Annotated in this window: 16 protein-coding genes; 7 read left to right on the top strand and 9 right to left on the bottom strand. The window is 52.1% G+C overall.

The features are described from left to right. The first annotated feature begins 14 nt into the window (after positions 1 to 14). Entirely contained in the window at positions 15 to 1658 is a 1644-nt protein-coding gene (gene groL / locus EL628_RS03075) for a chaperonin GroEL (RefSeq protein ID WP_126578329.1), read from the top strand. Between the two features lie 104 nt (positions 1659 to 1762). On the opposite strand, the gene purD is transcribed toward groL, so the two are convergent. From purD to EL628_RS03045, 6 genes are all read right to left on the bottom strand, one after another. Beyond that, positions 1763 to 3037: a phosphoribosylamine--glycine ligase gene (gene purD, locus EL628_RS03070; RefSeq protein WP_126578328.1), complete on the bottom strand. Its 1275-nt coding sequence runs from the start codon at positions 3035 to 3037 to the stop codon at positions 1763 to 1765. A 638-nt stretch (positions 3038 to 3675) separates the two neighbouring features. Beyond that, complete coding sequence (gene purF, locus EL628_RS03065; RefSeq protein WP_126578327.1) at positions 3676 to 5190, bottom strand: amidophosphoribosyltransferase; 1515 nt, start codon at positions 5188 to 5190, stop codon at positions 3676 to 3678. 133 nt (positions 5191 to 5323) lie between these two features. Next, the gene (locus tag EL628_RS03060; protein WP_126578326.1) at positions 5324 to 6088 is read right to left on the bottom strand and encodes a phosphoribosylaminoimidazolesuccinocarboxamide synthase; all 765 of its coding nucleotides are present in this window, start codon (positions 6086 to 6088) and stop codon (positions 5324 to 5326) included. A gap of 95 nt (positions 6089 to 6183) precedes the next feature. Further along, a complete protein-coding gene (purM, locus tag EL628_RS30295) occupies positions 6184 to 8046 on the bottom strand; it encodes a phosphoribosylformylglycinamidine cyclo-ligase (RefSeq protein WP_126578325.1) in 1863 nt (620 codons plus the stop codon). Further along, positions 8046 to 11090 carry a phosphoribosylformylglycinamidine synthase subunit PurL gene (gene purL / locus EL628_RS03050; RefSeq protein WP_218028860.1) on the bottom strand — a complete coding sequence of 1015 codons (3045 nt, stop codon included), beginning with the start codon at positions 11088 to 11090 and terminating at the stop codon, positions 8046 to 8048. The genes purM and purL overlap by 1 nt, the downstream gene beginning before the upstream one ends. 563 nt (positions 11091 to 11653) lie before the next feature. Next, positions 11654 to 12361 (bottom strand): DsbA family oxidoreductase, encoded by a 708-nt coding sequence (locus tag EL628_RS03045; protein WP_126578324.1) that lies wholly within the window; start codon positions 12359 to 12361, stop codon positions 11654 to 11656. 326 nt (positions 12362 to 12687) lie between these two features. On the opposite strand from EL628_RS03045, the gene EL628_RS03040 reads away from it, so the two are divergent. The 4 genes from EL628_RS03040 to rpsU all read left to right on the top strand — a co-directional run bounded on the left by EL628_RS03040 (position 12688) and on the right by rpsU (position 15053). After that, positions 12688 to 13524, top strand: coding sequence for a PP2C family serine/threonine-protein phosphatase (locus tag EL628_RS03040; RefSeq protein ID WP_218028859.1), 837 nt, complete (start codon positions 12688 to 12690; stop codon positions 13522 to 13524). A 116-nt stretch (positions 13525 to 13640) separates the two neighbouring features. After that, complete coding sequence (purN, locus tag EL628_RS03035) at positions 13641 to 14294, top strand: phosphoribosylglycinamide formyltransferase (RefSeq protein ID WP_126578323.1); 654 nt, start codon at positions 13641 to 13643, stop codon at positions 14292 to 14294. 226 nt (positions 14295 to 14520) lie between these two features. Then, the gene (locus EL628_RS03030) at positions 14521 to 14865 is read left to right on the top strand and encodes a zinc-ribbon domain containing protein (RefSeq protein WP_126578322.1); all 345 of its coding nucleotides are present in this window, start codon (positions 14521 to 14523) and stop codon (positions 14863 to 14865) included. A gap of 5 nt (positions 14866 to 14870) precedes the next feature. Further along, a complete protein-coding gene (gene rpsU / locus EL628_RS03025; protein ID WP_126578321.1) occupies positions 14871 to 15053 on the top strand; it encodes a 30S ribosomal protein S21 in 183 nt (60 codons plus the stop codon). Between the two features lie 98 nt (positions 15054 to 15151). Here the strand turns inward: rpsU and EL628_RS03020 are convergent, their stop codons facing one another. Continuing rightward, positions 15152 to 15901 (bottom strand): DUF554 domain-containing protein, encoded by a 750-nt coding sequence (locus EL628_RS03020; protein WP_126578320.1) that lies wholly within the window; start codon positions 15899 to 15901, stop codon positions 15152 to 15154. A gap of 241 nt (positions 15902 to 16142) precedes the next feature. On the opposite strand from EL628_RS03020, the gene EL628_RS03015 reads away from it, so the two are divergent. Beyond that, a complete protein-coding gene (locus tag EL628_RS03015; RefSeq protein WP_126578319.1) occupies positions 16143 to 16361 on the top strand; it encodes a DUF2795 domain-containing protein in 219 nt (72 codons plus the stop codon). Positions 16362 to 16499: 138 nt separating this feature from the next. On the opposite strand, the gene tnpC is transcribed toward EL628_RS03015, so the two are convergent. Then, the gene (gene tnpC, locus EL628_RS03010) at positions 16500 to 17927 is read right to left on the bottom strand and encodes an IS66 family transposase (protein WP_126578318.1); all 1428 of its coding nucleotides are present in this window, start codon (positions 17925 to 17927) and stop codon (positions 16500 to 16502) included. Positions 17928 to 18132: 205 nt separating this feature from the next. Here tnpC and EL628_RS03005 point away from each other — a divergent pair, with 205 nt between their 5' ends. Continuing rightward, complete coding sequence (locus EL628_RS03005; RefSeq protein ID WP_126578317.1) at positions 18133 to 18387, top strand: CsbD family protein; 255 nt, start codon at positions 18133 to 18135, stop codon at positions 18385 to 18387. 160 nt (positions 18388 to 18547) lie between these two features. Here the strand turns inward: EL628_RS03005 and EL628_RS29680 are convergent, their stop codons facing one another. Continuing rightward, complete coding sequence (locus EL628_RS29680; protein ID WP_161975235.1) at positions 18548 to 18940, bottom strand: hypothetical protein; 393 nt, start codon at positions 18938 to 18940, stop codon at positions 18548 to 18550. Between the last annotated feature and the right edge of the window lie 557 nt (positions 18941 to 19497).

Here is a 19497-nt window from a genome sequence, read left to right as displayed (position 1 = left end):
AGAGGAGTACGTTTGTGGCAAAGCGACTACAGTTTGACGAGAAGGCGCGCTACTCCCTGAAAAAGGGAATGGACACGGTGGCGGATGCGGTCCGCGTAACAATTGGACCCAAGGGCCGCAACGTTGTTCTGGATAAGAAGTTCGGTTCACCAACGATTACCAATGATGGCGTTTCGATTGCTCGCGAGATTGAGCTGCCAGATCCATTTGAGAACATGGGGGCTCAACTGTTGAAAGAAGCCGCTACGAAGACCAATGATGTAGCTGGCGATGGCACCACGACTGCAACCGTTCTGGCCCATGCGGTGGTTAATGAGGGTCTGAAGAACCTGGCCGCTGGTGCAAACCCAATGATTCTGCGCCGTGGTCTGGAAAAAGGTGTTGAGGCCGTGATCGCTGAGATTAAGTCTCATGCCAAACCGGTCGAGACCCGCGAAGAGATTGCTCAGGTCGCTTCTATTTCCGCTGGCGATGCTGAGATTGGTAATCTGATCGCTGAAGTTATGGAGAAGGTCGGCAAAGACGGTGTGATTACCGTTGAAGAGGGCCGCGGTATCACCACGGAGAAAGAGTATACCGAGGGTATGCAGTTCGATCGTGGTTTCCTGTCTTCTTATATGGCTAGCAATCAAGAGCGCACAGTTGCCGAGCTCAATGATGCTTTCATCCTGGTGACGGATAAGAAGATTAGCGCAATTGCTGATATCCTGCCTCTGTTAGAGGCTGTGCTACAGACTGGCCGCAAGGATCTGGTTATTATTGCTGAGGATATCGATGGTGAGGCTCTGGCTACGCTGGTTGTCAACAAGATGCGTGGTGCGTTCAATGTTCTGGGCGTGAAGGCTCCTGGCTTTGGCGATCGCCGCGATGCTATGTTGGAAGATATTGCGATCCTGACCGGCGCAACTGTGATCACTGAGAAGAAGGGCCTGAAGCTCGAGAATGCTGTGTTACAGGATCTGGGCCGCGCTCGCACGATTACTGCAACGAAGGATGTGACGACGATTGTTGAGGGAGCTGGCTCTCCTCAGGATATCCAGGCTCGCGTCTCTCAGATTCGCATGTTGATCAATGAGACAACGAGCGACTATGATCGCGAGAAGCTCCAGGAGCGCCTGGCGAAGCTCTCCGGTGGCGTTGGTGTGATCCGCGTCGGTGCTGCTACCGAGGTGGAGATGAAAGAGAAGAAGCATCGCGTTGAGGATGCTCTCTCGGCTACCCGCGCTGCAATTGAAGAGGGGATCGTCCCTGGCGGCGGTTCTGCTCTGATCGGTGCTCTGTCGGCTCTGGACAGTGTGAAACTTGAGGGTGAAGAGGCGACTGGTCTGAATATTCTCCGCCGCGCCCTTGAAGAGCCTCTGCGCCAGATCGCTCACAATGCTGGCCGCGATGGCGCTGTGATTGTGAATGGCGTCCGCAATAGCCCCCGTGGCTATGGCTATAACGCTCTGACCGATGAGTATGTCGATATGGTCAAAGCTGGTATCATCGATCCTGTAAAGGTGACCCGCTCGGCTCTCCAGAACGCTGTGAGCATTGCGAGCATGGTTCTCTCTACCGATACCCTGATCTCTGATATCCCTGAAGAGACTCCTGCTGCTCCTGCTGGCGCCCCCGGTATGGGTGGTATGCCTGGTATGGGCGGTATGGGCTTCTAGATTTAGAGCACATTTACAGTACATCTACTGTTTCCATTATAAAAGCGGGTCCTCCACCATCTGTGAGCGATCACAAACGGCGGAGGACCCGCTTTTATCTCTGTTTATTTTCTGACCGCCAGGCCCCGATGGGCAATATCTTTGCGGTAATGCATTCCCTCAAAATGAATGTAGGTAGCTGCCTCGTACACGCGATCGACGGCCTCCTGCAAAGTGTCTCCTCGAGCAGCAATGCTCAGAACACGCCCTCCTGCGGTCACGAGCTGACCATCTTTCAGGGCTGTTCCAGCATGGAAAACCTGGACGTTCTCAAGCTTGTTGGCCTCTTCAATACCTGTGATGGGAAGACCAGATTGATAGTTCCCTGGATAGCCACCAGCGGCCAGGGTCAGGCTAACGGCAGAGCCGGGATACCAGAGGTTCTGCACGTCAACCTCTTCGCCATCCACAAAGCCCAGCACGTTGAGTAGATCCTCTTTCAAGAGGAGCATAAACGCCTGCGTCTCAGGATCGCCAAAGCGTGTATTATGCTCGATGACCATGGGCCCTTGAGCCGTGAGCATGATATTTGAGTACAGAACACCTGTAAAGGTAATATCCCGCGCCTGTAGTGCCTTGAGGGTGGCGAGAACTACCTGCTCATAGATCTCGGCCTCCTGCGTTTTGTTTACAAAAGGCAATGGCGTAAAGACTCCCATACCGCCAGTATTCAGGCCCTGATCGTGATCCAGGGCACGTTTGTGATCCTGCGACAGGAGCAATGGCAGAAAATGAGTGCCATTGCAGATCGCGGTTGCGCCGATCTCATCCCCCTGTAAATAGTCCTCAAGTACGACAGTGTCGCCTGCAACGCCAAAGATGCGGTCAACCATCATCTGTTTAAGAGCATCCTGCGCAGTCTCCAGATCAAGAGCGACAATCGCGCCCTTACCAGCAGCGTTGCCATCGGCCTTCAGGACAATCGGAGCTCCATGTTGCTCAAGGTACGCCTTCGCCTCTGCATATGAATGAAATGTTTGATGGCGAGCGGAAGGGATTCCAGCAGAGAGCAGCAGCTCTTTGGTAAAGGCTTTGCTGCCCTCAAGAGCCGCTCCGGCTCGATCAGGGCCAAAGATGCGCAGACCGCGCTCACGAAACAGATCCACAATGCCATCGATCAGGGGCACTTCGGGTCCAACGATGGTCAGATCTATCTGCTGCTGCTCTGCAAAGGTTGCAAGCTCCTGGAGCTGATTCATATTAATCGACACACGCTCGGCATAAGGGGTCATACCGGGATTACCTGGGGCGACATAGATCTTCTCTACTCGTGGACTCTGATCTAGCTTCCAGACAAGAGCATGTTCGCGTGCGCCTGAACCAATGACGAATACGCGCATAAAAGACCTCCAATATCTCTACTGAAAATAAAGGTTTCATGCAGGGGTGGTGAAACCCTTTCATGAACGTTTACTTTGATAGTGTCATGTATCGTGTGGTGTATTGTGTCATCCGTAGAATGGCACCTTTCTGGAAGCTCACACAATGAGAACGCTCCAAAGAAGGTGCCAGGCTAAGATGTTTTATAATGGCCTTTGGCGAGAAAACCACGAAGTCTTCAGCTTCGTGGATGAATCGCCGGATGTGCAGGTCCCTTCAAAAGAAACCAGCACACCCATGGACTCAAAAAACTCCGGCAGAGCCGGGTGATGCGTATCTACTGGCTGTGACCACCAGGAGAATCCGACCTCATCTCGACAAGGTTCAAAAGGCTTGTTGTGCTTGGAGCACCGATCCTTTCCTCAAATCTTCTTAACTCCAAACGACAGAGCAGCGGTCTGATGCGTCAACCGCAGGTGTCATGACCAATTGAACGGAGCTCCCATTTCTGGGGCTGAGTCTGGTGAACTTGAGCTTCCGAAGAAGCGACCAAACCGTCGATCCAACGGCTTCCGAAGAAGCCGCTGAGTCTTCAGCTCAGCGGTAGTTCACTAAGATGCTATGTCAAGAATGGATTGCGCTACCAGCAGAGTCCCGACTACTTGCCTCTCATCACAGTATCACGTGGGATGAAGGTTGCATGTTGCGCCCCATGCCTGGCCCCTGCAATTGGATCAAAGGGCCAGCCACGCGTCTCCATACAGCCATAGCAAAATTCTCGATCTAATAGCTGCTCCGCCTGCTCGTCATTCATGCGTGGCTGGACGGGCTTGCCAGTAGATTGCGTGGCGGACTCTAACGCTCGACCAAGTCCGGCCAGGCTGAGATAGCCCAGGCTATCAACACCAATATATTCTGCAATCTCCTCAACCGATCGTCCAGCAGCAATCAGCTCAGCCTCCTGCGGAATATCAATGCCAAAGTAGCAGGGGTAGCGCAGGGGTGGCGCACTGGAGAGCAGATGAATCTCGCGTGCACCACGATTACGAATAGCCGAGACCAACCGCTTCATGGTATTTCCACGCACAATTGAGTCGTCCACAATAATCAGGCGAGCTCCCTCAATCTTTGGCTGCACGAGATTAAACTTTAAGTCTACCTCCATCTGGCGGAGGCGCTGATCAGGTTTGATAAAGGTGCGATCGCTATACCGATTCTTGATGATGGCCTGCCCATAGGGGATACCCGAGGCCTCTGCATAGCCCAGTGTGGCGGGAATGGCCGAATCAGGAACAGGCACTACGAGATCAGCCTGTAACGGATGCTCATGAGCCAGCTCGCGACCAAGGGCCTCACGTACATTATAAACGTAGGCATCATTCAGGCGGCTGGTGGCATCGGAGAAGTAGATATGTTCAAAGACGCAGAGCGAATGGTTCTGCATCTGAACCAGGCGCTCGGCACGCATTCCGTCTTCGTCGATGGTAATCAGCTCGCCGGGCTCAACTTCGCGCACAAAGGTTGCTCCCATGCGATCAAGGGCACAGGACTCAGAGGCGGCGATCCAGGTGTTGCCGATCTTGCCCAGGCAGAGGGGACGCATGCCCCAGGGATCGCGCATGGCATAGAGCTTGCCCTCAGCCAGAATGACCAGGCTGTATGAGCCACGCAGCAGTGGGAAGGTTGTAATCATGCGCTCGCGCAGGGTCTTGCCCTCAGCTTGTAGCAGCAACAGGGCCAGGACTTCGCTCTCAGTTGTTGAATGGAAAAGGGCCTCATCGGGGAAAAGATGGCGCAGAGCCTCACCATTGACGATATTCCCATTGTGGGCCAGGGCGATCGTTTCATACTGGCCCCCACGACCACCTACAACAAAGGGTCCGGCATTCTCAACACAGCTTGAGCCCGTGGTCGAATAGCGCACATGGCCGATGCCACAGCGCGTTTCAGGGAGCGATGTCCCTGAATCCTGGAAAACTTCGCGCACCTTGCCCATCCCAACGCGGTGAGCAATCTCTCCCGCGCTATCATAGACCGCCATGCCCGCACTCTCCTGACCACGGTGCTGCAATGCGGTCAGGGCTAGAGTTATATAACGCCGCACGTCGAGATTCTGCTCATTCTGAGGTACATAAATGCCGACGATTCCGCATGCGTCGTGTAATCGCTCCATATTCAGTTCCTTCCTGAAGGCTGAAATAGTGCTACGGGCATCATCGCTGAGGCCATTGTGTAGCGTCGAGTCGTAGTATGATTCATATTCATTTTCATCAATTGCACAGTCATGTAATTATGATGAGCTTTAACTACTCAACTTTTAGTCTGCCTGTGAGATCTGCCACCAGGGCATAACGGTCGGCAATCTCTTGCAATGCGGTAGGGGTTACCTCTTGTAGATTGCGATAGACCTGTTTATCGAGCATACGAGCTTTATCACCATCGGGCCAGAGACGCCAGCTATCGTTGTCGATCACGTCGGCCACCATGAGCTGACCTTGAGGATCGCGGCCAAATTCGATCTTGAGATCGACCAGGGTCACGTTGGCACTGGCCCAGGCCCGCTCAAGTACGGCAAAGACACGCCGCCCCTCCTGCTCCATCCATTCGATCTCCTCTTGAGTCGCTAGCTTTAACTCAAGGATATCGGAGTGGAAGATCTGAGGGTCATGGCGAGCATCGTCTTTTAAGAAGGTCTCGATAAGCACTGGATCAAAGCGCGTCCCCTCAGCAATCTCTGGATGGCGCTTCAGATACGATCCCGTGGCGATGCGGCGCTGAACATGCTCAATCGGTAGCATCTCGCAGCGACGGACCAGCAGAGTTGTCTCATCGACCTGCTTGACGAAATGGGTCTTGATCTGGCCCTCGTTCAGTAGCCGAAAGACGTTCGCGGTCGTGATAGTGCTTAAGTGCGATTTGCCAGCGATCTCGTTGCGACGAGCCCCATCGCCTGCGGTGATCTGATCTTTGCTGACAATGTAGACCAGAGAGCCGTCGTCAGGATAGGCATAGATCTGCTTTGTCTTCCCCTCATTGAGAAGCGGACCAAAACTCGTACGTTGATCGGTCATATGATAAATATCCTTTCTCAGCCCCTGATCTCGATGTGTGGGACGGAAAAAATAAAGGCTCATGAATAATAGGCATACCTGAGGACCGGACCAGATTAGCGCAACACAACACCTTCGCCTTCAACGATCTGGCCGATAGTCAACAGTTCTGGCAGGGAGCTGCGAGCGTCGAGAGCAGCCTTGGGCGAGAGCACAATCACCATTCCGATCCCCATATTAAAGGTTCGATAGAGCTCTGCAAAGGGGATATCTCCCAGTCTTGCCAGAAGCTGGAACAGCGCCGGAACGGTCCAGGAACTGGTCTCGATGACGGCCTGCGTTCCCTGAGGGAGGATACGCGAGATATTGCCCTGGAAACCACCGCCGGTAATATGCGCCATCCCTTTGATATAGCGATTGCGATCAGCTAGATAGGCTCGTAGCTGCGTCACCTCTTTGAGGTAGCTGCGATGTGGCCTCAACAGTGCATCCGCTAATGATTCGCCTAATTCAGGAAAGACGGTCTCTAGCTCGTAATCGGCAAAAACTTTACGGGCGAGGGAGTAGCCATTAGTATGGAGCCCATTGGAGGCCAGCCCCAGAATCACATCCCCAGGCTGGATTAAGGCTCCATTATTGGCCTGATCTTCCTCGACGACCCCAACAATTGTGCCAGCCAGATCAAAGACGCCTGGCATATAGACATCGGGCATCTCAGCCGTCTCGCCACCCAGAAGAGCACACCCGGCCTCACGGCATGCGTCAGCCACGCTTTTGACGATCGTAGCAGCCTGAACTGGATCAAGCTTATTGACCGCAAGATAGTCCATAAAGAAGAGTGGTCGTGCACCCTGAGTGATCAGGTCGTTGATCGAATGGTTGACGATGTCATAACCGATGGTATCATAGCGATTGGCCTGAGCGGCAAGCAGGGTCTTGGTCCCAACGCCATCGGTTGAGGCCACCAGCGCTGGCTGGAGCATCTTTTGCAGGTTCTTTGCACTGTAGACACCGGCAAACGCGCCAATGCCATCCAGCACTTCAGGCCCCTGTGTGGAGCGAACAGCTTCTTTCATGAGCCTGACGGCGCGCTCACCTGCCTCGACATCGACTCCGCTGCTCGCATAAGAGAGGCCAGCCTTCTTCTGCTCCGCTGGAGTGGTAGAGCCTGAAGTTGCCGATGGATTGGCCAGTTGCTGCGCATATTCGTAGGCATTGCGGAAGATCTGAAGCCCCTCGCCCTCACCATTGATATGGCCCCGGCGCAAGGGATGTTGTAGGGCCGAGACGTAGTTCTCTGGATGAGGCATCATGCCCATGACATTGCCGCGAGCATTACAGATGCCTGCAATATTTCCCAGCGAACCATTGGGATTCTCAGGATAAGGAACCTGCTCGCCTTCATGGCTGCTGCTGCTCGTATACACCAGCGCAACCTGACCGGCTTCTCGCAAGCGTGCCAGATCGCCAGAGTAGACGAACTGGCCCTCGCCATGGGCAATCGGCGTCTCAAACGGCTGGGCAATCCCACGGGTAAAGATGCTCTTGCTCTCAGGTTGGGCCGCCAGTGTGACCCAGCGACACTCAAATTGCGCCTGCTGATTATCGGTCAGGGTCGCCTTAACAGTCTCGCCATCATCGCTGAACGCGCCCGGTAAGAGGCCCGCGCGCACCAGAACCTGGAAGCCATTGCAGACTCCCAGCACTGGACGGCCCTCATCCACAAACTGGCGCAACTGCTCCCCCAGGTGGATGGTCAGGTTCTTCGCTAGCAATGTGCCAGCTCCCAGATCGTCGCCATAGGAGAAGCCTCCCGGAATTACCAGAAACTGGTAACTCAACAGAAGCTCCGGCTGCTTAATTAACTGATTGATATGGATGCGATCCGTCTCAAAACCAACCAGACGACAGGCCAGGGCCGCATCGGGATCGCGATTGATTCCTGGTGCGCGTAGCACCAATGCACGTAAGCCGCTCATCAGGCTTGTCCCCCTTTCCAGGCATCCTGCAACTCATTCACGCTCAGATTAATGAGCTCATCTTCACCGTGGTTAGCGATAAAGCGGGATGACTGTGTGACCTTACCGATATAGGTAATATCTGCGACCTGTCGATCGCGCATAAAGCGCTCAAAGCTCCCCCACTGCTCGGGAGCAATCTCGACAATAAAGCGCGAGGGCGATTCGCTAAAGAGCCGGGTAATAGTCTCGGCGCTATGCTGCAAATTTACCGCGCTCTTCACCGTAATATGTTCTAGCGAGAGCGTTACTCCCAGGTGACCGGCGAGGGCCATCTCCGCAGCGGCAACGGCAAGGCCGCCTTCTGACAGATCATGGCAAGAACGGACCAGGCCGCTTCGTATCGCCTCACCCAGCGCCTTCATTGTGTTATAAGCGCGAGGAATCTCAACCTGTGGGACTTCTGTATAGGGGAAATGTTGACTGAACGATGCGGGATCGATCACTTCGGCGTAGTGCGAGCCGGACAGTTCGTTGCGCGTCTTACCAATCAGGAAGAGCATATTGCCCGGTGCCTTGAGCGACATATCGATAGTTGGTGTAACATCATCGATGACACTCACCGCAGAGATCAGAATCGTTGGAATGACTGGAAGCCGCTGACCATTGGCGCGATATTCATTATTGAGGCTATCTTTGCCGGAGATAAAGGGAACGCCAAAGCCAACGCCAGCATCATAGCAGCCCTTCACCGCACGCACCAGCGTCCCCAATTGCTCAGGATCGGTGGGATTGCCCCAACAGAAATTATCCAGAATCGCCGTCCTTGCCACATCGCCACCAACCGCTGTCAGGTTACGTAGCGCCTCATCGACGGCATTCACAGTCATATGATAGGCATCATACTTACCATACAGCGGATTGACCCCGTTTGAGAGCACCACACCGGCTTTTGCATCTTCGCCAATTAATGGCTGCAAGACCGCTGCATCGCCAGGTCCATTCTTTGAGCGGCCAACCAGTGGCTTACCAACCGTTGCCCCACGGACCTCATGATCATAGCGGCGGACAATCTCTTCTTTCGACGCAATATTGGGATGGCGCAGAAGAGAGATCAAGGTAGGATTTAATGAGCTCAGAAGGGCCGCCACATGGGTATCCTCGGTAATACTCTGAGCGCGGCGCATCTCCTCTTCAAGATGAGGGCGTTTCCAGACCGCATCCAGTGTACGGCTGGGAAGACCATCATGGAGAAACTCCATATCCATATCAGCGACCACCTGATCGTGATATGTCAGCGTCAGACGATGATCGCCTGTAAAGGTTCCCAGGATGGTTGCCTCAACCTCTTCAATCGCGCAGATCGCTAGCAGCTCATCAATCTTTGTTGGAGGAACCGCAATAATCATGCGCTCCTGAGCCTCAGAGAGCCAGATCTCCCAGGGTGCCAGCCCCTGATATTTCAGAGGAGCATGCGAGAGCTCAACCTTCGCGCCGGTCTTCGCTCCCATCTCACCGATAGCTGACGAGAAGCCGCCTGCGCCACAATCAGTAATTGCCGAGTACAATTGGCGATCACGGGCCTGAAGAATGACATCCGTGACCTTCTTTTCGGTAATCGGTGCTCCGATCTGGACCGCAGTACCGGCCTGAGTATTGATCTCCAGACTCATCTCGCCAGAAGAGAACGTTGCCCCGTGAACACCATCGCGGCCCGTACGCCCACCTAACGAAACAATCAGATCACCAGGCTGCACATTATTGGGATGGCTTCCATGGGGCAGAATACCCAGACAGCCACAGAAGACCAGAGGATTATAAATGTAGCCTGGATCATACAACACGGCACCATTCACCGTGGGAATCCCCATCTTATTGCCATAATCGCGTACGCCACTGACCACACCACTCGCAATACGGCGAGGAGTCAGAATACCAGCGGGCAGCGCTTCGCTAGAGACATCTTGCGGTCCAAAGCAGAGCACATCAGTACAGGCAATCGGCTCAGCCGAAACACCAACCACATCGCGGATCACACCACCAACGCCAGTATTTGCTCCACCAAATGGCTCAATAGCTGATGGATGATTGTGCGTCTCCACTTTAAAGGCAATATCCTGCGTCTCCGTCAGACGAATGATACCCGCATTATCGCTAAAGGCCGAGACGAGCCAATCAGGATTGACCTCATTGGTCGCACGCATAATATAGCTCTTCAGCAGACCGCGAATCGTTTCGCTCTCCACCTCATTGCCCTGGGCATCCAATTCACGATAATTGACAGTCGCCTTAAACGTCTTATGCGAACAATGTTCGGACCATGTCTGGGCCAGCGTCTCCAGCTCAACATCCGTTGGCTCACGACCCTGACTCTGATAATGTTGTTGAATCGCCTGCATCTCAGCCAGATTGAGCGAGAGCAGGCCCTCTTTACTGACCGCCAGCAACTGCTCATCAGTCATCTGCGAGAGCGGAATCGTGCGTACAATAGACTGTTCAGCCTGTTCGGTTGCCGTAACAGATTTCAGCTCAGGCGTACGGCCCTGCTGCTGATCCTGTACCGTCTGCACCGTATAGTGTTGAATCACCCCATTATAGAGCAGAGCCTGAGCAATCGTATGCAGATCGGGCTCACTCAAACGCTCATCAAGAATAAAGCGACGACCAGTCTCCACATGCTCAAGCCCGCTGATATTCAGCATAGCCGCACCGGCAAGCACACTTTCAGCCAGCGTATCAGTCACGCCAGCATGAAAAAACACATCGACGATATGGCCTGTCGGTGTGTTTTGGGGGGTCTGCTCGGAAGGAGTAATATGAGCCTCCTGAACCACTGCATCAACCAGCAACTGTTCTGTCAATTGTGCTAATTGCGTGGCTGAAAGCTGTCCAGAAAGGCGATAGAGTTGGGCGGTGCGAAGTTTAGGCTGTGAGCCGCCGGCGGAGATCTCTGCTAGCGATGAAAGATGTCTGGTTGGTAACTGACCTATTTCGTGAGCAAGCTGGTGAGCATGCACATCGTGTTGCTCAGCGTTAGCTCGTACCTCTATTTGATATAATGTCACTTTCCTGGTCCTGGTTGGCTACACGCTTGATAAAAAGCGATGAATAAACCAATAAATAAATGCCCCTTCTGTCTGCAATAAATATGTCACAGACCAAAGCAGTCAACGACAAAACCGGCAAATTACCAGGGAAGGTGATTGCCGTAGGCTCTGTCACCCGGATGGGCTTCAGCTAATGGGACATATTCATTGTAACATCTTCTTTTCCCCAAAGGCAAATTACCACAAATCAGCCCGGGGCGTTTCCATTCCGGGTCGGTCTACAGGTATCAGGCGTTCGAAAGTGGTCTTGCATCCGGACACAGGGCCAGGAAGAGGTAGATCATAGTATAGGGTCGTTTCCCGGGGCGCGACTGCGGTCTGGCCCCTGTCGTCAGCCTCAATAAATTGATCCCGTCACCACTCAATTCATTGTCCCCCCGGACACGGGACCCGACCGCAGTCGCGTCCGCTGAGCTTCCCCACCCGCCCCTCGCCCCCTTCCAGACTCATGACCTCTCTCTACTCTCTTACTCTCCTACGAGAACGACAAAGCCCGGCATGCAAAACATATTTGAGAGGAGTTAAATGGTGCAGCTATCGCCGTCGCAGCTCCCCACGCCCTGAGCACCAGGGGTGACCGTGATCAATCTCTTATGAGAATCGGACCAGGCCCGCTCGAGCACCTGCTCAAAGACCTCAACGGGCTGAGCGCCTGACACGCCATAGGTCTCATCGATGGCGAAGAAAGGGACGCCCTGAATGCCAAAATCGCGTGCTCGGCGAATATCAGCCTTCACCTCATCCGTATAGGCAGAGCCCTGAAGGGTCTCGCGCACCTCATCGGCATCCAGCCCAATCTCAGTTCCTAGCTTAACAAGCGTCTCCAGATCGCCAACGGCCTCACCTTCAGTGAAATAGGCTTTCAAGAGGCGCTCCTTCTGCTGATCCTGTAGGCCATGATGGGCTGCCAGATGAATCAAGCGGTGAGCATCAAAAGTATTGGCGACCTTCGCATTCTCTAGATGATATTCCAGACCTTCCTCGGCGGCCAGACCACTTACCTGCTCATTCATCCCCCTGGCCTTCTGTTCGGTCAGTCCATACTTCTTCATCAGATGTTCAGTGGTGGTCTCATCCGATTGTTTAGGTGACGTTGGATCAAGCTGATAGCTACGCCAGACAATCTCTACCTGATCGCGATGCTCAAATTTCTCAAGCGCAGCCTCAAAACGACGCTTCCCAATATAACACCATGGGCAGACAACGTCCGACCAGATCTCTACTTTCATTGTTCTCTCTCTTTCTCGCATAGAAGCCAGTTCAGATATCCGTTAACAATCGAGCTTGTATTGATCTCACCAGCCACTATCTATAGACATCCAAATAGATACTACTTAATAAATACACATTCTCACCTTCAGTTTATTCCTCGAAGACCATGTCGAAATTAAGTGATGGAGGGGAGGGGCCTGGCATGGTGGAGCTTCACGTTTTGGAAGGAGACAAGCTGCAAAGACGCCAAAAAAAGAGAGCCGTGATATGATACCATTAAGAGAGCCTGGCCCTATGCCTGGTTCATCCAGATCGACAATTCAATAAAGGAGATTTATTTATCGTGGCGGAGCAATCTTTGCTACACACTATTGATACGTATCGCTGGATAGGGAGCAGCGAGCCACATCTGGATGTGCCAGAGACGACCAGTTGTGGTCGCGTGGTCATTGGCAGTTACGGAGGTCATACGGGAGCAGGGGCCACCAAAAATGAAGATGGAGCCCTGGTCTGGTGTGCAGAGGACGGAAGCTGGGAATTTGTCCTTCTGCTGGATGGGCATAATACGACGCAAAGTGGACAGCTTATCCAGGAGACCTTTGAAAACGAGGCTGATACCCTCCTCCCAATCTTTAATCAGCCGGTCGAGACTGTTTTTAGCACCTTACAGCAACAGATCCTCAATCTCTTTCAAGCGCCAGGCTTTCGCGCCGCCTGCCGACAGGTTCAGGGAGAGACCGCCTGCATGATCAGTCTCAGAAAAGGTCAGTTTTTATGGTGGCTCTGCATTGGAGATTGCACCCTCTATCTCTTCCATCCTGAGTTAGCACAACGCAAACAATATGCACTGAATCAAAGAAGCTTTTATGAGTGGATTGGATATGTGAATACCTTTGATCTGCCAGTTCCCTGCTATACTACGGGCATTCGTGAGCTGCGCACTGGCGAGAATCGTATCGTCATGATTACAGATGGTCTGCTAGAATTTGGCTCACGACCATTTGAAGATCCACAACGCCTCTATCGCTTATTTACACCCGATCAAGCAGGCGAGATCGATCTGCAACCGCTGGTCCATGCCGCACTCATGCAGATTCACCGCGAACAGGCACGCGATAGCGCCACCATTGTGGCCTGGACGATCAATAATCCGCATGCCGCCATCATTGCATCGTCATGAATGACAAAGGCCCAACAGATAGGATACAATACTACAGATTATATCGTTCCAATCCTGAGGCTCGCTGACTCTCTTGTTGCCGAGTCCTCTGTATGATACAGGAGTAGTACTGATCCATGAGCGACCTTGTAAATGCACCCCAGCCTTTGCGCCTCGCCGTCTTTGTTTCGGGCAGCGGCAGTAATCTTCAGGCCCTTATCGATGCTACGGAGGCGGGCCAACTTCCAGGTATTGAGATTGCCCTGGTCATCTGTAATCGTCCAGGTGCTCAGGGGTTGCAGAGAGCCCTGAACCACAAGCTACCTGCGATCTATCTGCCCTGGAAGAATCGCGAAGAGGCTGAGAGGCGAGCAACTGCGCTCATTGATCTCTTTCATATTGATCTCATTGTCCTGGCAGGCTGGATGAGGATCTTTAATCCTGACTTTACTGCGCAATATCCTCAACGTATGATCAATCTGCATCCTGCACTACTCCCCGATAATGCTGAAGAGACCTACACTACGAGCGATGGCTCTGTGATTCCAGCTCTGCGCGGCCTTCATGTCGTTCAACGAGCCATCGATGCCGGTCTGAAGATCACAGGTAGCACTGTTCACTATGTTATCCCTGAAGTTGACGCCGGTCCAGTCCTGCTGCGCAGCGAAGTCGCCATCGAGCCAGATGATGATGAAGAACGTCTTCAGACCAGAATCAAAGAACATGAACATCTATTGGTCGTAGAAGCGGTCCGCAAATATCAGTATCAGCTAGATACTAAAAAAAAATAACCCCTTCTTGCGCCTGTGCTCACACATTTTATCTCAGTAGATCTATAGGTTGACGTTGCAAAATGACGAATAGCACCCTCAAAGGGCTAGACCCCCTTGTATCAAAGAAACTATGTGGTATACTACCTTCAGGCTGTAAAGTGCGTTCATAGTTTATCTATTGTTGCCGTGCGATACAGAAAGAGTCTTTAGAGGGGTTTTAGACCCTGGAATCGAGAAGTTTTTAATGGCATTTGCTGATCAGACATTGTATTGCCGCGACTGCAACCAGGAATTCACGTTCACTGCGGGTGAGCAGGAGTTTTACGCGAGCCGTGGTTTTACAAACAACCCAACCCGTTGTCCCTCTTGCCGCGCTGCACACAAAGCTCAGTCAGGTAACCGCTCACGTGCTCCTCGCGATGGCGGTCGTGACCGCGCCCCTCGTCAAATGTATAGTGCGACATGTGCGGGTTGTGGAAATGAGGCCCAGGTTCCTTTCCAGCCTCGTGAAGATCGTCCCGTGTACTGTAGCGATTGCTTCCAGTCACAAAGTACCGGTCAGAGCAGTGACCGCCGATCGCGCTGGTAAGCACTATGAGTGAGATTGTAGTAAACCCAGGCGATTCTTTTGAACTCGCACTGAAACGCTTCAACCGTAAGGTACAGAATGCTGGTATCCTTTCGGAAGCTCGCCGTCGCCGCTACCATGAGAGCGCTCAGGACCGTCGCAAGCGTAAGTCCGAGGCTCAGCAGCGCAGACGCCGTCGCTCAAGCTAATACCGCTTACAGCAGACAAAACAAATAAACAGGATCGTTAGCTCACAAGCTAGAGATCCTGTTTTTTGTCTTATACTGGCTCCCCTTTTCGTCCTGATCTAATGGCCACCCAGGCCAAAATCTAGAGGAATACCCAGCACATTCAACAATGCCACCAATACAGGTGCTATGATTAATGCTGGCAACATATTGGCAACTTTAATCTGCTTAATATTGAGAATATTTAGCGCCAATCCCACCAGAATCACCCCCCCAACCGCAGAGAGCTCAATCACACGGGGCTGAGAGCCCATTGCAACATGCGGCAAGGTCACTAATAATGGCTTCACCAGCCCCGCAAGAAGCGAGAGGCTGCCCTGAAAGAGGAGGATAGTCGCACCGGCAAAGAGCGTTCCAATGCCAAATGTGCTGGCAAAAATAATGGCAGAGAAACCATCCAGCACAGATTTGATGGCAAGCAGACTGAAATCCCCTGAGAGACCATCATTGATCGAGCCCAGAATTGTTAGAGGCCCAACACAGAACTGAAGGCTGGCTAAGACAAAGGCCAGTGTAAAATTCTGCTGGCTGCCTGGTCGATCAAAACGTTTTTTGAGGATCTCGCCCAACCAATTGATGCCTTGATCAATATTGATCAATTCACCAAGGATCGAGCCAAGTACCAGAGAGAGAAGAGGGATGAGAAGATTCTCAGTATGGATCGCAGAAGAAATACCTATGACAAACGTCATTAATCCCAACGCCGCCACCACGATTGTTTTAATACGCTCCGGCAGTCGCCCACCAATAAGTAGGCCCAATGCCCCGCCAATCATTACAGTCGCAAAATTAATAAAAGTGCCAATCATTATGAGCCTCCAGGAAACCTCTTCTTGTTGTACCTCTTCAGAAGAGTGCAGAGCGGTCGAACATATAAACTGGGGGACCAAGATAGAAGCATGTTGATGTTGAAGGGAATATGTGGGTCAGGGTGTGTATACGGACAGAGAGCATTCGACTCCTGTATTGGTCCTCCATCGATTACTGAACACAAAGATAACCCATCTCGCGACTGTTGTCTAGTTGATTATTCAGAAGGAGAAACCCCGAATGGCAAAAATTAACGCAGTACATCTCGAGAGCATGTTGAAGGGAATTAAGTTCCCCGTTCGTAAAGAGGAGTTGATTGAGCAGGCTGAAGCTCATGGAGCCGATGAACAGGTTATGCAGGCCCTCCATCAGTTGCCAAACCATCATTTTCGCACTGCAATGGAAGTCTCAAAGGCGTTAGGCGCGGAGCAGAATGCCTCTCGCTCAAGTCAGAATTAATGCTTTTTTGCTCCATTTCAGGCTAGATGTCTCTCATTCAGGAACCTGCACTGCTCTTTAAATAAAGCCGGGAAGCGCGCATGAGGCACGCTTCCCGGCTCAGTTTATATAAAAAGTTCGTAACTACTCAGGTAGAAGCTAGAAAGTAGGAGAGATGGGATGATCAACCAGAGCCATTTCCAGAAGAGGAAGAAGTGCATAGCCTTGTTTGGTCATGGTCGAAACGTACGAGCGGATGCGGCAAAACACGCTGGCACCTTCCTGGCTGCGAAAACAGCCAGACACCTTTTGCTGCACTTTCATCATTCGAATATCGCGCTCGGCCAAACTGTTATCAAAGGGAACATCAAAGTCTGTCATGAAGGCAAGAACCCACGTTTGCTGATCCCGCAGTCGGGTCAACAATCGGCGCACCACGCTTTGCTTTTTTCTCCCTCGTTTGACTGGACCAGTGTGGGGTTGCTGAGGATTGAGCAGATCAGCTTGCCGAAGCCAGGCACGATAGAGGGCTTCAAACTCGGCACGCACCGGAGGCGACAAGGCGCTGTGCCCACGCGATTGAGCATCGTGCACGGCGTCTTTGATGTGCAGCAGCAGATCGATCATCTCAGCCGCCCATGCCTGCTGGTGTTCTTCTGCCAGAAACGTCAATTCCCGCAGATGATGAACATTGCACAGGGCATGTTGGCACAGGTAGCCCTGGTAAGAAGCCCAACCATCGTGAACACTGATCCCACGAAAATGAGGCACAATTCCAATGGCATCCATGGCTTCTCGGCCTCGTTTTTCATGCACGCCAAAGTAGGTCAATGTCTTGGTACAAGCCACATGCATCCACTGTCTCGTTCCAGCCACATACAAACCGGTTTCGTCTTGATGCATGACCTTTGCTCGTCGCAACGCCGTTTTGATCTGCTCTTCGATTGGTTCAATCGCCTGAGCACAGCGTGCCATCCAGTTGTGCAACGATCCACACGAGATCGTAACGCCCAAGAGGTCCTTCATCACTTGACAGACCCGCTCATTGGGCAGCAACTGGACCTGCGAGAGATAGACAGCGATGGCCTGGATGGTGGAGCCGTATTGCACCGCAGCACTGACCTGCTCAGGAAAGGGAGCGGTCGTCTGAGAATGGCAACGGGGACAGCATTTGGTCTGAGCTTGATGCTCCCAAATCTGCACGGCGCTTGTGGGAAGATCAATGACCTGCCGACGCGTGATGGCGAGGATGGGTTGGGTGGTCAAATCCTGCTGGCAGTCCCAGCAGAGATCAGGTGGATGGACAATGATGTGATCAGGAGTGGCACTCATCATCAGATGCTTGCCAGGATGCCCTTTTTGTCCTCCTGAAGGTTTCTCGCTTTTGGGGCGCAAACTTTTGGGTTGGCGAACAAAACGGTCAGAAGAGGGCGGCAAATGACTATTGTGGCTGTCTTTTGCCAACCGCTGCTCCAGTTCTTGGATGCGTTGTTGCAGTTGCTCAATCGTTTGGACCGCTTGCTGCAGTGCCGCTTCCAACTGCGCAATCTGCTGATCTTTCTGCTGTATCTGTTGATCTTTGTCCATACCTACACTGTACCTGATGGGCCAAGCAAATGCAATTCTTTAGTCCACCTGAGTAGTTACAAAAGTTCTTCATTTCGAGTGAAGATAAGAATAAATAGTAGAGTTTATTTGTATCCTTTTTGTATGGGTGATGAGTATTATAGGGGAGAGATGTTTTTACAAGTCACTTTTACTGGAAATGTCAATCAAAAAGGAGATAACTACTATGAGCAACAATTATGATAAAGATCTCGGTACCCAGGGTCAGGAAGATACAGCCAGTGGTAAGATGAAGCAGGCTATGGGGAAGGTGCAGGAGAAGGTTGGTCAGGTGACTGGCAATACCGATATGGAGCTCAAAGGTAAGGCCAAACAGGTCAGTGGTACTGCACAGTCTACGGTTGGCAATGCTGAGCAGACTATTGATCGCAAGATTGATGAGCACAATGCCCGTAAACTTGAAGAAAACACTGGCTACTAGAGCAATCTCTCACTAAAAAAAGCTGAGGCTACGGCCTGTATGAAGGCGGGCCCTTCACTCTCTAGCAATGTATTGCAAGATGGTGGAGGGCCCGCTTTTGCAGGTCTGATGACCCTTTCCCAGAGTGGTACATCTACTTGAAGGGTTGATAGCATTGCTATCAACGTGTGCGTGGAACTCTGGGAGGTCTCGGAGCCTGAGGAAGTGGCTGCTCTTTAGCCAGTCGTCTTCGCTCTTCACGACGAGCACGTTCTTGCTCCTCCCACTCAGGAATAGAGAGGACGCTACGGGCAGCCTTTGCCATCGGTGAGCCACCAACATTATCCCAGAAGGTCAATTTTAGCTCTGGATCAGGCTCCTCTTCATTTCTTTCCCAGAAATCCCGCGCAAATTCTTCCCACTGCTCCTGAGTTTCTCGCTCAACCTTCTCACGCAGAGAGAGCTGAACCTCCTTCGCCTCCTGCCAGACATCATCCATATACTCGGCCTGCTGTACCAGACGGAAGGCCCCCATCTCCTCGCCAAAGGTATACTGCTGTAGATGAATCGTCACAAAGCTCTATTTAACACATTAAGATGTTGTAACCATCATTATTGGCGTTTGCTTATTGAGTAAGGCACGTTTGTGACTCTGCCCTTCGGATGGCTCAATGGGAACATAGGCTATGGAGGGGCTATCATTGGTGGAGGGCACAATTCGGAAGGAGACGCTCTACTTTTCTTGTGATATTTTGCTCGATTTCATGCATAAACTAATGCAAAGTAGGGAAAGTCGCTTGTCTCTTTCCTCTCGTCCCATTCCACCATGTGAGCCCCTCCATAGCTTCATGGGAAAACAGACAATGGGCAATGATGCTATGGTGGGGCTGGCATGGCGGAGCTTGGCGATCTGGAAGGAGACAAGCTACCTTCCCTACTTGTCTTATCATATATTGTCCATTTAACACATATACATATGTAAAGTAGGGAAAGCCGCTTGTCTCTTTCCTCTGCTCCCATTCCGCTCGGTGAACCCCTCTATAGCTTCATGGGAAACTGGAAATGGGCAATGATGCTATGGTGAACTGAGCCTGAGCCCTCAACCTTCACTCATACAACAGCTACGGCCAT

This window comes from Tengunoibacter tsumagoiensis (genome assembly GCF_003967535.1).
Classification (GTDB): Bacteria; Chloroflexota; Ktedonobacteria; order Ktedonobacterales; family Ktedonobacteraceae; genus Tengunoibacter; species Tengunoibacter tsumagoiensis.
The sequence above is the reverse complement of the archived record's forward strand: the minus strand, read 5'-3'. Positions and strand labels throughout refer to the sequence as shown.